The following is a 14,036-nucleotide window of genomic DNA, read 5'->3' on the forward strand; positions in this document are numbered from 1 at the left end:
GGAGGCACAATGCTTTACCGTCTAGCCAGAACTGGCTTTTTCCAACTTGATGCCGAAAAGGCACATGATCTTGCAATTCAAAATTTCAAGCGCTTCACTGGCACACCTATTGATCTTTTGTATCGCCAAAAATTACCTCATCGACCTGTAGAGTGCATGGGTCTTACTTTTAAAAACCCAGTTGGCCTTGCTGCAGGCCTAGATAAAAACGGCGAATGTATCGATGCATTTGGCGCTATGGGTTTTGGTTTCGTCGAAGTAGGAACGGTCACTCCGCGCCCACAAACAGGTAACGACAAACCTCGCATATTTCGTCTAATTGAAGCTGAAGGTATTATCAATCGTATGGGTTTTAATAACCTTGGCGTTGATAACCTGATTGAGAATGTTAAGAAGTCAAACTATGATGGCATCTTAGGTATCAATATCGGTAAAAATAAAGACACACCAATTGAAAAGGGCGCAGAAGATTACTTAATCTGTATGGAGAAGGTATATCAATACGCAGGCTACATTGCTGTGAACATCTCTTCACCAAACACTCCAGGACTTCGTTCTTTACAGTACGGTGAGGCCCTAGATGAGCTGTTGTCTGAACTTAAAGCAAAACAATCAGAACTCGAAGAGAAGCATGGTAAATATGTTCCTCTTGCTCTTAAGATTGCTCCGGATCTCAGTGACGATGAAATTAGCCAAATTTGTGGATCGCTAATCAAAAACAAGATCGATGGTGTGATCGCAACAAACACAACATTGGATCGTAGTATCGTTGAGGGTATGAAGCATTGCGACGAGGCGGGGGGGCTTAGTGGACGTCCGGTTCAATTGCGCAGCACAGAAGTGGTTCGCAAACTTTATGAAGAGTTGGGTGATCAACTACCGATCATTGGGGTAGGTGGTGTTGACTCTTATGTTTCAGCAAAAGAGAAACTGATGGCTGGCGCAAAGCTTGTCCAAGTTTACTCTGGTTTTATCTATAAAGGTCCAGGCCTGGTTCGTGACATCGTTAAAAATCTATAGTCTTTATAGGTAAATCTATATTACGGTATCACCTTGAAAAAAGAGACACTGTCACTCATTGAGTTATAGAGAAAAGCGATAAGAAAGAGGAATTCATTTCCTCTTTTTTTTTGCCTATTGCTTAGTAGAATTATCGTAATTGAAGGTAATTTTGCGTTTTACCTAACTGAATGGTTCAACAGTGTGAGACGAAATGATGCTTAAACCTAGCGATACATGGAGTTGGTATTACGATGAGCAGCAATGTTCATTGATGCTAGATCTCGGAGAGGAGATGATTTTTAAAACGAATCTGGTTCGCAACAAGCTGGTGGACTGCGCGTTTAAAAATAATCAATTCACTGTCGATGATGCCTCATCTTATCAAACCTTTAAAGAACAAATTTCGGGCTTAGAACTGTCTGAGCCACGCCAAGCCGAACTCGCTCTGTATTGCGTGGCTGCAAAGCGTTTCCATAAGCCTGTGCAGCCAAAGAGCTGGTTCTTCGATTTACAAGGTACAGGCCATGAATGCCCTCAAGAAGGGGATATTGTACAAATGAATAATGAGCATAGCTTAGGGTATTTCATTGTATTAGAAGTGGGAGAGTGTGCGAGCCTATGTGCATTTGTCGACCTAGAAGAGTTTCTGCTTACACCTTCAAAAGGGTTACGCTTTGGTGACTCGATTAAAGTCATGCACGATAGAATGATAGACGCGAACGCTATCCTTCATCAAACGCCTATTGCAATGGTAGGCTAACCGCCAATCTAGAGCATCATTTCCAAAGACTACGACGCAAAGCAACATCTCTTCCTCATAATCGGCTGAATAGCCGATTTTTTTGTGCTTAAAAAAGACTATTTCAACAGGTACGGTATGGTTTATTCATTTAAATGACGTTGTTCCCTCATCTAATACGTAATAAATGTGTCTTTTTTAACCTCAATTTCGGCCAATTCTCTGACTATCAATCGTAGATTCCCTCTTTTTATTCCCTGTTTGAGGGCTTTTGTTGGAAACTTTCAGCCTTAACTTCTGTCTGGTATATACCAAAAAAGAGGTGAATATAAATTCACTTCGTGGTTAGAGATTAAGGATGTGTGTTGTTTCTATAACATTGAGAGTGAACGTGTTGTAAGGGATGACGGGTAAGCGAACGCTTCGTCGTTGAGTGTTTGCTAAGCAGTTAGTCGAAAGATTCAATGAAAAGACGAGTTTAGTGTGATGTTCTAGTAGCAAAATCAGGTATAATCGAACTCATTTTTACCAATAAAAGAACACTATGAATCAATATCTAGCGGTTACCTCAAACGGCCTTGAGAATTTATTAGTTGAAGAACTCACCCAATTAGGGATTACAAACGCAAAACCTGTTCAAGCAGGTGTTAAATTCAAAGCCACCAATGAGCAAATTTATCGTTGTTGTTTGTGGAGCCGTTTGGCTTCTCGATTTGTACGTGTCCTTTCAGAATTCACGTGTATGGATGATATGGATCTTTATCTATCAACCACCGCGGTTAACTGGGTAAACCAATTCCATAGCTCTAAGCGTTTCGTTGTTGACTTCAATGGTACGAACAACGAAATCCGTAATAGCCAATACGGTGCGATGAAAGTGAAAGATGCCGTTGTGGATTGCTTCGAGAAGAAATCTCTACCTCGTCCTTCTATCAGTAAAGAGAACCCAGACATTCGAATTCATGTTCGTCTACATCGTGATAAAGCGATTCTTGGTGTTGATATGGTGGGAAGCGGTCTTCATCAACGTGGTTACCGTCCAGAGTCAGGTCGCGCACCTTTGCGTGAAACACTTGCTGCAGCGATTCTTCTTCGTATTGGCTGGGATGCGACTAAGCCTTTCCTAGACCCTATGTGTGGTTCAGGTACGTTAGTGATTGAAGCGGCAATGATGGCTGCCAACATGGCTCCAGGTGTTAAACGCCAGAAGTGGTGTTTTGAATCACTAGAAGATTTCGAACCAGAGCTTTGGGCTGAAGTGAAAGCTGAAGCGAACGTTCAAGGCCGTCGTGGTGTAAAGAAAGTAGAATGTAAGTTCTATGGCTATGACAATGACGAACGCATGATCAAAACAGCGCGTGACAATGCTCGTCGTGCTGGTGTTGAAGAGTTGATTGAATTCGAAGTAGGTGATGCGGCAAAACTTAAGCGTCCTACCGAGTTTACTGATGGTGTGATTGTTTCTAACCCACCATATGGTGAGCGTCTTGGTACAGAGCCGGGTCTTATTGCTCTTTACACAGCATTCGGCGCGCAGCTTAAAGCGGAATTTGGCGGTTGTAACGCGTCGATTTTCTCTAGTTCAGACGAATTACTGAGCTGCTTACGCATGCGTGCAGACAAACAGTTCAAATTGAACAACGGTGCGTTACCGTGTCACCAAAAGAACTACTCAATTTCAGATCGTCCGATGTCAGAACGTCCAACGGGCGAACAAGAACCGCTGATTGCGCCTGACTTTGCAAACCGTCTTAAAAAGAACATCGGTAAAATTGGCAAGTGGGCTAAGAAAGAGCAATTAGATTGTTACCGTATCTACGATGCTGACTTACCAGAATACAATGTAGCGATTGACGTATACCCAGGGCACCTTGTGATTCAAGAATACGCTGCGCCTAAAGATGTACCGGAAGACAAAGCTAAACGTCGTCTAACCGATATTATCCGTGCTTCTATTCAAGTCACGGGCGTTGAAGCAAACAACGTGGTTCTTAAGGTTCGCCAGAAGCAGAAAGGCCGTTCTCAATATCAAAAAATGGCTCAAGACTCATCTAACCTAGAAGTGAACGAATACGGCGTTAAGTTGATTGTTAATCTTCATGATTATCTAGATACAGGCTTGTTCTTAGATCATAAGATCACTCGTCGCCGTATCGGTGAGATGGCTGCTGGCAAAGACTTCCTCAACCTGTTTGCTTACACGGGCAGTGCATCTGTTCATGCAGCTGTCGGTGGTGCACGCTCTACAACAACGGTTGATATGTCTAATACCTACCTTGAGTGGGCAAAACAGAACATGGAGCTTAACGGTCGAGTTGGTCGTCAACATCAGTTTGTTCAAGCTGACTGCTTACAGTGGTTGGTTAAAGAGCAGGGTTCTTACGACCTGATCTTTATTGATCCGCCAACGTTCTCAAACTCTAAGCGTATGGATCAATCTTTCGATGTTCAACGTGATCACATTCAGTTGATGGAAAACCTTAAGCGTCTGCTTCGTGAAGAAGGCACGATTGTGTTCTCTAACAACAAGCGTCACTTCAAAATGGATCTAGAAGGTCTAGAAGCGTTAGGTCTTAAAGCTCAGAATATCTCAGCTAAGACGCTTCCATTGGACTTTTCTCGCAATAAGCACATTCATAACTGCTGGTTGATTACTCATAAGTAGTTAAGAGATTGTATAAGGATATAGTGTGCTGACTCTCTACAGTACAGAAGGGTGCCATCTATGTGAGATGGCATTCCAACTCACGGAACAGTTAAACATTAGCCATCACGTCGACGTTGTCGACATTGCATTTGATGATGCGCTCTTTTCCCGTTACGGGGTCACTATTCCGGTGCTCAAATTTGAAAGCTCTGATTTTTCTCAAAGCTCAGAGCTTAACTGGCCATTTGGCTTGTTAGAACTTAATGATTGGTTAAAGAAGAATGGCATTACTTACAATTCATAATGGGCAATTAGCGTTTGGCGATCACCCGTTATTAGATCGTGCAGACTTTGCACTGCAAGAAAACGAACGTGTGTGTTTAGTAGGGCGCAATGGTGCTGGTAAGTCTACGTTGATGAAAATCCTGTCTGGGAACATCATCATGGACGACGGCAAGATGCAAATCACGCAAGATGTGGTTGTGTCTCGCCTTGAGCAAGATCCCCCGCGTAATGAAGAAGGCACCGTTTATGATTATGTTGCTGGTGGCCTAGCGGAAATCGGCGAACAGTTGAAGATCTACCATGATCTTCTGGATCTCATCGGTACTGACCCGAGTGAAAAGAACCTAAACCGTCTTACTCGTGTGCAAGAGCAACTGGATCATGCGAACGCATGGCGCTTTGAAGATCGCGTAAGTAACGTAATGGCGGCGCTTAAACTGACGGCTGAAACAAAACTGACTGATTTATCTGGTGGTTGGCAGCGTAAAGCGGCGCTTGCTCGTGCGCTTGTATGTGACCCAGACGTGCTTCTACTCGACGAACCGACTAACCACTTGGATGTTGCGACAATCGAATGGTTAGAAGGCTTCCTGAAAGACTTCCGTGGTTCAATCATCTTTATCTCGCATGACCGTGCGTTCATTAAATCGATGGCAACTCGCATCGTTGATCTTGATCGCGGCAAACTGAGTTCTTTCCCGGGTGACTATGACAACTACTTGTTAGATAAAGAAGAAGCGTTACGTGTTGAAGAGATGCAGAACGCTGAATTCGATAAGAAGCTAGCTCAAGAAGAAGTATGGATTCGTCAGGGCATTAAAGCGCGTCGTACGCGTAATGAAGGCCGTGTTCGTGCGCTTAAAAAATTACGTGAAGAGCGCCAAGCGCGTCGTGAAGTGCAGGGTAAAGCGAACATCCAAATCGATACATCTTCACGCTCAGGTAAAATCGTATTTGAAGCAGAGAATCTTAACTTTGGCTTCGAAGGCAAAGAGATTGTTAAAGACTTCAGCTTCAACATCATGCGCGGTGATCGTATCGCACTTATCGGGCCAAATGGTTGTGGTAAGAGTACGGTACTCAAGCTGCTTCTTGACCAGCTTAAGCCAGATTCAGGTCGTCTGCATTGTGGTACCAAGCTTGAAGTGGCTTACTTCGACCAATACCGCGAAATTCTAGACCCAGAAAAGTCTGTAATTGATAACCTAGCGGATGGTAAGCAAGAAGTGACGGTTGGCGGGCGTGAGCGTCATGCACTGAGTTATTTGCAAGATTTCTTGTTCTCGCCTAAACGTGCTCGTACACCGGTTAAAGCGTTGTCCGGTGGTGAGAAAAACCGTCTTCTATTGGCTCGGATTTTCCTTAAATCGAATAACTTATTGATTCTCGATGAGCCAACCAACGATCTAGATATCGAAACTTTGGAACTTTTAGAAGATTTGCTTGCCAACTATGAGGGTACGCTTCTTTTAGTGAGCCACGATCGTCAGTTTGTCGATAACACGGTTATGACAAGTTGGATCTTTGAAGGCAATGGCGTTATTGAGGAATTTGTTGGTGGTTACCACGATGCTCAGCAGCAAAGAAAGCAAGCATTAGAGTACCGACAGGTTGAAAAGCCATCAAAGCCTGAGAAAGTAGTTGAGGAAACTCCCAAAACTGCGCCAGTTAAGGCTAAACCTAAGAAGTTATCGTATAAGCTACAACGAGAACTCGAAGCGCTACCAATGCGTTTAGAAGAATTGGAAACTCAAATTGAAACTCTTCAGCAAGAAGTCAATGATCCTAGCTTCTTTTCAAAATCTGTAGAGCAGACACAACCCGTTTTAGATAAGCTATCTGCAGCCGAGCAGGAGCTTGACGTTGCTTTTGAGCGTTGGGAAGAGCTCGAAGCACTACAACAGGAAAGTTAAGAAGTAATAATGACGTGTACTAAATTTAAATTAACCACAGTTGCAGCATTCGTTTTTGCTGCAACTAACGCGAACGCTGCGCTTTATAAGGTAGTGGAAGTAACGCCTTCTTTTGCTGATGAACCTGAAATATCTGAGATATTTGGTGTCGCAATTCAGCCAGGCAAAGCTGTCAACGTTAATGCAGTATTGCCAGCATTACCTGATGATGAGTTACTTCTAGGCTGTTTTGATTCTAATGCAACTAACTGTGCGGATAGTACATTTAAACTGGCTGGTGAAACTCGTAATGCTATTGAAGGTGTGAGTTATCGTGAAGAAGTGCCTTTCGCTATGGATGCGGCATTTCAATATATTCAAAACAGAGACGACTTTTATGATTATTGTCGACGTGAGCTTAAATACTCAACATGTGAAAGTTGGGCCGATGAACATTGGAGCACTTGGGATAAAGAGCGCAACTTAAGTTATGTTAATGCGAAAGCCTTTATCGAAGGTGGAAGTACATATGAAAGTCGTAATACAGTAATCAACGCTTTAGATATTGACGCTAAACCGTTAGGCATCAAATCTGAAGGCGACATCCGACATAATGCGATGTTCACAACTCCAAGTGGGCCTACAGGTACTTCGGAAACTCGTGCTTGGCAAGCGATAAAGACAAGTAATGGCACGGTATATAATGTAGGTAGTGTCTCTAAGAAAGGACCGACAACAAACACTTCAGATACAACGTTTAGTTCTAAAGCCGCGATCTGGGACGGTACAACAACACAAGACATTGATTGGGTAAGAAATGGTAACGCTCAAGAAGGTGATTTCTTTGCCCAAGGCAGTATGCGATCAATCGCGATTGATGAGTCTAAGTCTATATTCTATGGTGTCGGTTATAATACGGCCAATGGCAGTGGAAGCCTCCAAGATATGAATGCTTCTGTATTCATTAGTAAATCTTTGGATTTAGCTGACAGCAGTAATACATGGACAACTAAAATTATCAGTGGCGCAGAAGTTAAGTCTGGGTCTTCAAACGACGATGCTCGATACAGTAACTCCGTTGCAACTGACATCAACGATAATTTACTTGCTGTCGGTTATGCTAAGCGTAACGGTTATGTGCCAGAAAAAGGCAGTGCGGGTAACAAAATATTTGTTGTACCTGACGCATCTGCATCAACACCAACCGCGACATTTTTATCCGGTGGCATCTTCTTTAATGGTGCGAGCGGTGAAGCTAAAGCGGTCAATAACTATAATGAAATTGTTGGTCAAGTTGATGCTGAAACGATTCGTGAAGTCGATGGCAGTGAACGTAGGCATCGAGGCTTTATTTACCCATACGAAGTTAAGTCGTCGAAAAATGAGCGTCGTGTAGATATCTTCAATGGACAGGCTTGGTGGCTCGATGATCTCACCAATGATGGCAACGCTTCGGGAGATAACAACAAGTTCCGAATTATTGATGCGACAGATATTAATGATGCCGGTGTTATCTCTGCGACTGCTATCAAATGTACGGTAGGCGGAAAAACTCAACCGTATGATACAACATCTCATAACTCTTACTGTGGTGGTGCAGCCTCTAACGCGGTTGAAGAAGTGGTTGCGGTTAAGCTAATCCCAATTGCTGGCAATACAAAAGCTGATATACAGCCACGTAGCACTGATACTGAGAAAGTCGGTCGCCAAGGCGGTAGTCTGGGCTGGTTTACTTTGACTGTTCTTGGCTTGTTAGGGTTCCGTCGAAAATTTAAATAATTTTATCTCTTGAGCCCGAGTTCACAATTCTGGATTCGGGCTTTTTTTCACCTTGAGAAAATTTAAAAATTGGTCAATTCTTTATATTGGATTTAAAACTCCGCAAAGCTGTAATCATTATATGTTAGTTAATCAACACCCGTATGAGGACTGCACTATGAAGAGACAAAAGCGTGATCGACTAGAACGAGCACAATCTCAAGGCTACAAAGCTGGTTTAAATGGTAGGTCGCAAGAAGCTTGCCCATACAGCCAAATGGACTCTCGGTCTTATTGGCTCGGTGGTTGGCGTGATGCCAAAGATGATAAGCATTCAGGTCTCTATAAGTAGATAGGGCGAACATATTTGAAGGTCAAGGCTCTAACTGTTGTGAGCAACAACAGTTAGAGCCTTGTTGGTTTATGAGCTACATTAAACTTTAGAAAGAATGGTTTTAAAGCGATTTAGTAACATAACGGGTGGATACAGCACGAAGTAAGGATATTTGCCACCACTTAATGCACTATAACTAAATGTATTGATGTAAAAATAAAGCAGCCATTAGCTGCTTTATTAAAAAATACGATTAAACTAAAACGCTGACGTATCTTGGAAAAGGCCAACTTTCAAATCTTTAGCCACATAGATTTCTTTACCATCTACAAGTACGCGACCGTCAGCAAGGCCCATAACAAGGCGACGGTTAACCACACGTTTCATGTGAATTTCGTAAGTGACTTTTTTAGCAGTCGGTAAAATTTGGCCAGTAAATTTTACTTCACCAACACCCAGAGCACGGCCTTTACCTTTGCCGCCAACCCAACCAAGGTAGAAGCCAACAAGCTGCCACATTGCGTCTAGGCCGAGGCAACCAGGCATTACCGGATCACCAGGAAAGTGGCAATCAAAGAACCATAGGTCAGGAGTAATATCCAGCTCAGCAAGAATCAAACCTTTACCGAAATCACCTTCAGTTTCAGACATTTTAGTGATGCGGTCCATCATCAACATGTTGGGTGCTGGTAGTTGAGGACCTTCTGGCCATAGTTCGCCTTGGCTTGATGCTAGAAGCTCTTCGCGAGTGTAAGAATCACGTTTGTTTTGCATTATCAATTACTCCGATTTTTGATAGGTGCATATTAGTGAACAGGTGTACGCTAAACAAGTCCGATCAGTACTAGACAAACCAGTTTCTAATGCGTTCAACAATTCCAATAGGGGGTTCATGTCTTTCAAAATTTTCAATACGTTCTGCTATTTTGCTTAGAACGCTTTCTTGTTCATCGTCTCTAAATGGTTTGTTCATGATGAGAGGAATTGCTTCATCTACATTAGAGACTGACCAAATGTGGAATTCTTTGTTTTTTATGCTTTCAATTAGGTCTGGCTTAAGAGCTAGATGTCTTAAGTTAGATCTTGGAAGAATCACGCCTTGCTCGCCAGTTAGCCCATGATGTTTACAAACATGATAAAAGCCTTCGATCTTTTCATTTAACCCACCGACGGCTTGCACTCGACCAAACTGGTCAACAGCGCCTGTCACGGCAATTTGTTGATTGATTGGGTATTCAGATAGAGCGCTCACCAAAGAACACAGCTCTGCAAGCGAGGCACTGTCACCATCAACTTCGCAATATGACTGTTCAAAAACGACAGAAGCAGAATATGGAAAGGGGTCTTCTAAATTCATAGAGCTGCTTAAGAAAGCTTGCATGATCATCATGCCTTTAGCGTGAAGGTTTCCACCAAGCTCAGCCTTTCGTTCAACATCGGCAATATCACCATCGCCAAAGTGAATAACACACGAAATTCGCGCCGGTTCACCATAAGATATAGGGTGTCCTGGAACATCGATAACGGTAAGGCCGTTGACTTGACCAACTTGTTCGCCTTCGGTTTCGATTATAACTTGCCCATCTCTGATATCATCAAGAGCACGCTCTGGCAGATAAGATTCACGGTTGTATTTATGCTGCTGTGCTAATTGGATATGCTCAATATCAATGTCACCGTTGTCCGCTTCAACCAATGCCTCACTCAATAATGCATTGTGCCAAATAGGACAAAGTGGAATATAACTTTGGTCCTCGGTCTCTCTGGCCCCAGCGGTAAGAATGGCCGTCAATGCTTGCTGTGTAATCTTTGGAAGCTTATAGCGCTGTTGCAACCATTTAAGATAACCAAGGTATTGAGGGAGCGTATCGTGGGAAAGTTTGATGTCTTGTTCAATTTCGCTAAATAGACAAAACCCCGTTTGAATATCACTGTCGAGGTAGTCAAGATCACCTAATTGTGCTCTGTCTCCGACAACAATGAGCTTAATGTTGTAGGTAAGAGGCAATGTAGATGATTGGTTTAGGTGTTCAGGGTTACTACTGATCGGCTCTATCGCTTCACCAAGTAGGGCTGATTTTAATAACAGCCAGCTGCCAGGGTTCGCTAATATCAAGTTAGCAGAAACGATCAAGTAGCCGTTGTTTGCCCTTGCCAGTAACCCCGGTTTTGTCGCGATAATCTTACCGTCTTTTGATTGCACTTGATCAAATAGACATACCGCATTTAAAGATTCAGTTTTTATAACCGGCTGAGTAGGATCATCTAATTCAGAGATTAAAGATTCAACAATCATTTGACGATAAATAGAATTATCGGAAGCGTTTACAAGTAAAACACGAGAAAGGTTAGATAAACGGACAAAGCGGACTAATGCGTCTCTGAATCTGTGTTGAATGCTTGAAAATGCGAGAGGCGAAATGTCGGGGAATTGCTCTAATTGAGCGCTATATTCGTCGTACTGAGGCGTAACATGTCGCCAATCTACTTGAGTCATTTAGTTTTCTGATTGAGATAATAAGGTAGGGAGTATATAGAAAAACTGATCTCGCTTGTAGTTCTATGTTGCACTTACTCGTTACTGAACGCATATAAGTATGATCTTGGTCTATTCTTTGAAGACAATAAATTGTTACCCCGCACTTTTTGGGTTACGCTGTCACCTGAAGCAACTATCGAGATGAGACATGAAATATCAGCAGCTTGAAAACTTAGAATGTGGTTGGAAATGGAAATATCTAGTCAAGAAATGGAAAGAAGGTGAATCTATCACCTGCCATATTGATTCAAGTGAAGCTGACGTTGCCGTGCAAGCCTTACTCAAGTTAGAGCATCAACCCACTGGTGTTCTTGAGTGGATCTCAAACAACATGGCTCCTGAGATCGATAACAAGCTAAAACAAGCGATCAGAGCGAAGCGAAAACGTCATTTTAATGCAGAACAAGTCCATACCAAGAAAAAATCGATTGACCTTGATTATCGTGTATGGGAAAAGCTTTCACAACGAGCGAATGAGTTGGATTGCACGTTATCAGATGCCATTGAGTATTTGGTGAGTGAGGCCTCTCGTAGTGAACAAGCAAGTAAGAAAGTGACTAGTATCAAAGAAGACCTGAGTAAGCTTCTTTTTGACGACAAATAATCATTAATGGTAGTGGTGGTATAATGATGTACGTAATTTTAATTGGCGCAATAGTGATTTTTTGGCTCGTAGCCATTGATAGACCCGTGTTAAAAATAAAATTCAATGATGGATCTATCGAACAGGTTAAAGGACACCTCCCACCGGGTTTCAAGCATAACCTTCAAGCCATTGGTCATCAGAATGCCTTTAAAGGGCAACTTAAAGTCTATGCTAAGCGTTCTGGCTACCATCTCAAATTCACTAAAGATATACCTAAAAGTGTACAACAACGTATTCGCAACGTGTTTCCACACAATGGCTTTAAAGCAAAGGGGTCAAAGCGGGCATAACGGCTGAAAGTTGCACCTAGGCTTGAATTTGTCATACTTTGTTGGTCCTCAACCCACTGAAACCGCCGTCATACTGTCCTCTACTTTTATCATAAATAGAGAACGTTATGAGATATCTAGTATTTTTGTTCTATTTCTTATCTTCAGTTGTCGTTTCCGATGACGCGCTAATTAACCCTGTAGCACAAAAGATAAAAGCCTCTATTATTAAAGGCCTCAATAAAGATAATGTTGAACTTAATGGTTATTGTGATCTGATGATTGAGATGAGGCATTCGAAAGGCTATGCGAAAATTAAAAAGGTTAGGGCATCTGGCGATAGCAAAGCGTGTAAGCATGCGAAAAATTATTTACCTAAAAGGAAAAAGTACAAATACAGTTTTCCCGAAAAGTACATTCGCCTCCACTTAACTGAATAACTCACCTTAGAGCACTATAACTTGTAGCTTCTGATTTCATTAAAACAATTTCGTGAACCCATCTCTAACTTCTATTAATATAACGTTTATTATAAAGACAAAACATGTAGGCAAGAATATTTTTGGTTAAGGAGACGTTGAGGTTGTTGTTAGATAGTAGGAATCATTCGGCTGAGGTGATTGAGATATCGAGAAAGGTCTCTATCAATGTTGAAGCTCGTTTCAGCCGATGGCTCATCTCATCGGAGTATAAGCTTGACCAGTCAACAGTCGACTCGTTACTGAGTTTAGAAAATCGGTATTGTGATAGCGTCATATTTGATGAGTCTGATCGAGTCTCTTACAATCAACGTATTTTATTGCGTTGTGAACAGGATAGAGTTAATGCTCGCCGCGAAAAAGTGGCCGCGAAACAGCAAACATTGCGCTACGTCATCGATGATGTCAGCAATACCGCATCTGAGCTTATGCTTGCAAAGCTTCAAGGAACCTTAATTAGCTCGTTGTTCACACATTTACCCGATTATAATCAATTTGCGAGTGTGGCTTATTCTCCATCCTTAAGCTTTCCTAAACTCCATGAAATATCAGCAAAAAGCAGAACATTGAGCATGAGCTTAAATGAATTTGTTTCCAACCGTGAGTTCACTGAAAAATACGGTAAGAAATCCAAGATAGTCTTAGATCCTAAAGTGGCTGCTCGACAGATAGGCATAGATAATTGCCGCTTACTATTTCCGTTACTCATGAGCCAGCAATTGATTAAGTGGAATGACAATAACATCAAGCATATCACGCCTAAAGTTTGGCAACATTTAGTCGTCACAGCCAATGCCACACGTATTCGACTTGAAGAGACAACAGTTAAAAATCCTGATGTTGGGATCCTTCTCGGAGTGTTAAGAGTGCTGCCTTTATTTCTGATTTGTAACCACTTTACTTCAACGTTTGAAGATGCATTGGTTAAAACTATGCTCGGATATCGAGATGCCAGTGACAGACATGATGAATATTATGCTTGTACAGAAGTTCTTCCAAACACCAAGTTCCTTGAAGCCATGGTAGAGCAATTGGAGCTTAAGTTACTGGAAAGGCTTATCGAATTTATAGATTGGACGCCGAGTAATCAGTATATAAAACTGGCTCTTTTTGAAGAAATCAATGATATTCCTGCACTTGAACGAACGGTTTATGGCACAGCGCTCGCTCAAGGTAGAAAATTCTCGATATTTGAAGCGTTAGATAACAGCGGCCTTTTTAATGTTAAACATATCCCGTACTGGTTCTCGACTGTACAAATATCCACTCCGACGGTATCGAAACTTCGAAGTAGAGTGCCAGGCAAGTTGACTACGATGATGTAGAAAACAATAGATGCAGAGCACAACACGCTTAACGAACATGATAACTATTTTGTTGCACTGTCACTTATAATCGTCATTTTAATAAAGACTTTAGAGCGAGATTCTATAGTTAGACTCAACG

The 14,036-nt window shown here is 42.1% G+C and carries 13 protein-coding genes; 11 read left to right on the forward strand and 2 right to left on the reverse strand.

What is annotated here, in order from left to right; all coding sequences use genetic code 11:
* Positions 1 to 9 precede the first annotated feature (9 nt).
* The 7 genes from pyrD (at position 10) to rmf (ending at position 8,675) form a co-directional block, all read left to right on the forward strand.
* Positions 10 to 1,020, forward strand: coding sequence for a quinone-dependent dihydroorotate dehydrogenase (gene pyrD, locus OCU36_RS06615; RefSeq protein WP_261839596.1), 1,011 nt, complete (start codon positions 10 to 12; stop codon positions 1,018 to 1,020).
* Between the two features lie 193 nt (positions 1,021 to 1,213).
* Positions 1,214 to 1,762 (forward strand): cell division protein ZapC, encoded by a 549-nt coding sequence (locus OCU36_RS06620; protein WP_261839597.1) that lies wholly within the window; start codon positions 1,214 to 1,216, stop codon positions 1,760 to 1,762.
* 523 nt (positions 1,763 to 2,285) lie between these two features.
* Positions 2,286 to 4,406, forward strand: coding sequence for a bifunctional 23S rRNA (guanine(2069)-N(7))-methyltransferase RlmK/23S rRNA (guanine(2445)-N(2))-methyltransferase RlmL (gene rlmKL, locus OCU36_RS06625; RefSeq protein WP_261839598.1), 2,121 nt, complete (start codon positions 2,286 to 2,288; stop codon positions 4,404 to 4,406).
* Positions 4,407 to 4,473: 67 nt separating this feature from the next.
* Positions 4,474 to 4,692, forward strand: a complete 219-nt coding sequence (locus OCU36_RS06630; protein WP_261839701.1) for a glutaredoxin family protein — start codon at positions 4,474 to 4,476, stop codon at positions 4,690 to 4,692.
* Complete coding sequence (locus OCU36_RS06635) at positions 4,670 to 6,586, forward strand: ABC transporter ATP-binding protein (protein WP_261839599.1); 1,917 nt, start codon at positions 4,670 to 4,672, stop codon at positions 6,584 to 6,586. Before OCU36_RS06630 ends, OCU36_RS06635 begins: the two co-directional genes overlap by 23 nt.
* A gap of 9 nt (positions 6,587 to 6,595) precedes the next feature.
* Positions 6,596 to 8,344 (forward strand): DUF3466 family protein, encoded by a 1,749-nt coding sequence (locus OCU36_RS06640; protein ID WP_261839600.1) that lies wholly within the window; start codon positions 6,596 to 6,598, stop codon positions 8,342 to 8,344.
* Between the two features lie 157 nt (positions 8,345 to 8,501).
* Positions 8,502 to 8,675, forward strand: a complete 174-nt coding sequence (rmf, locus tag OCU36_RS06645; RefSeq protein ID WP_017057234.1) for a ribosome modulation factor — start codon at positions 8,502 to 8,504, stop codon at positions 8,673 to 8,675.
* A gap of 240 nt (positions 8,676 to 8,915) precedes the next feature.
* Here the strand turns inward: rmf and fabA are convergent, their stop codons facing one another.
* Together fabA and OCU36_RS06655 are read right to left on the reverse strand one after the other, a co-directional pair.
* Positions 8,916 to 9,431 carry a bifunctional 3-hydroxydecanoyl-ACP dehydratase/trans-2-decenoyl-ACP isomerase gene (gene fabA / locus OCU36_RS06650; RefSeq protein ID WP_029223508.1) on the reverse strand — a complete coding sequence of 172 codons (516 nt, stop codon included), beginning with the start codon at positions 9,429 to 9,431 and terminating at the stop codon, positions 8,916 to 8,918.
* 70 nt (positions 9,432 to 9,501) lie between these two features.
* The gene (locus tag OCU36_RS06655; RefSeq protein ID WP_261839601.1) at positions 9,502 to 11,154 is read right to left on the reverse strand and encodes a Lon protease family protein; all 1,653 of its coding nucleotides are present in this window, start codon (positions 11,152 to 11,154) and stop codon (positions 9,502 to 9,504) included.
* A gap of 190 nt (positions 11,155 to 11,344) precedes the next feature.
* On the opposite strand from OCU36_RS06655, the gene matP reads away from it, so the two are divergent.
* The 4 genes from matP to OCU36_RS06675 all read left to right on the forward strand — a co-directional run bounded on the left by matP (position 11,345) and on the right by OCU36_RS06675 (position 13,915).
* Positions 11,345 to 11,800, forward strand: coding sequence for a macrodomain Ter protein MatP (gene matP, locus OCU36_RS06660; protein WP_261839602.1), 456 nt, complete (start codon positions 11,345 to 11,347; stop codon positions 11,798 to 11,800).
* 23 nt (positions 11,801 to 11,823) lie between these two features.
* Entirely contained in the window at positions 11,824 to 12,132 is a 309-nt protein-coding gene (locus tag OCU36_RS06665) for a DUF3634 family protein (protein ID WP_261839603.1), read from the forward strand.
* A 107-nt stretch (positions 12,133 to 12,239) separates the two neighbouring features.
* Positions 12,240 to 12,551 (forward strand): hypothetical protein, encoded by a 312-nt coding sequence (locus OCU36_RS06670; protein WP_261839604.1) that lies wholly within the window; start codon positions 12,240 to 12,242, stop codon positions 12,549 to 12,551.
* A 143-nt stretch (positions 12,552 to 12,694) separates the two neighbouring features.
* Positions 12,695 to 13,915, forward strand: coding sequence for a hypothetical protein (locus OCU36_RS06675; RefSeq protein WP_261839605.1), 1,221 nt, complete (start codon positions 12,695 to 12,697; stop codon positions 13,913 to 13,915).
* Positions 13,916 to 14,036: the final 121 nt, after the last annotated feature.

This window comes from Vibrio artabrorum (assembly GCF_024347295.1).
Classification (GTDB): domain Bacteria; phylum Pseudomonadota; class Gammaproteobacteria; order Enterobacterales; family Vibrionaceae; genus Vibrio; species Vibrio artabrorum.

What these genes read in the sequence shown, in the direction of transcription:
- OCU36_RS06670 (WP_261839604.1), top strand. Translation starts at nt 12,240, where the DNA reads ATGAGATATCTAGTATTTTTGTTCTATTTCTTATCTTCAGTTGTCGTT.
- OCU36_RS06655 (WP_261839601.1), bottom strand. Translation starts at nt 11,154, where the DNA reads ATGACTCAAGTAGATTGGCGACATGTTACGCCTCAGTACGACGAATAT.
- rlmKL (WP_261839598.1), top strand. Translation starts at nt 2,286, where the DNA reads ATGAATCAATATCTAGCGGTTACCTCAAACGGCCTTGAGAATTTATTA.
- OCU36_RS06665 (WP_261839603.1), top strand. Translation starts at nt 11,824, where the DNA reads ATGATGTACGTAATTTTAATTGGCGCAATAGTGATTTTTTGGCTCGTA.
- matP (WP_261839602.1), top strand. Translation starts at nt 11,345, where the DNA reads ATGAAATATCAGCAGCTTGAAAACTTAGAATGTGGTTGGAAATGGAAA.
- OCU36_RS06640 (WP_261839600.1), top strand. Translation starts at nt 6,596, where the DNA reads ATGACGTGTACTAAATTTAAATTAACCACAGTTGCAGCATTCGTTTTT.
- rmf (WP_017057234.1), top strand. Translation starts at nt 8,502, where the DNA reads ATGAAGAGACAAAAGCGTGATCGACTAGAACGAGCACAATCTCAAGGC.
- pyrD (WP_261839596.1), top strand. Translation starts at nt 10, where the DNA reads ATGCTTTACCGTCTAGCCAGAACTGGCTTTTTCCAACTTGATGCCGAA.
- fabA (WP_029223508.1), bottom strand. Translation starts at nt 9,431, where the DNA reads ATGCAAAACAAACGTGATTCTTACACTCGCGAAGAGCTTCTAGCATCA.
- OCU36_RS06620 (WP_261839597.1), top strand. Translation starts at nt 1,214, where the DNA reads ATGATGCTTAAACCTAGCGATACATGGAGTTGGTATTACGATGAGCAG.
- OCU36_RS06630 (WP_261839701.1), top strand. Translation starts at nt 4,474, where the DNA reads ATGGCATTCCAACTCACGGAACAGTTAAACATTAGCCATCACGTCGAC.
- OCU36_RS06635 (WP_261839599.1), top strand. Translation starts at nt 4,670, where the DNA reads ATGGCATTACTTACAATTCATAATGGGCAATTAGCGTTTGGCGATCAC.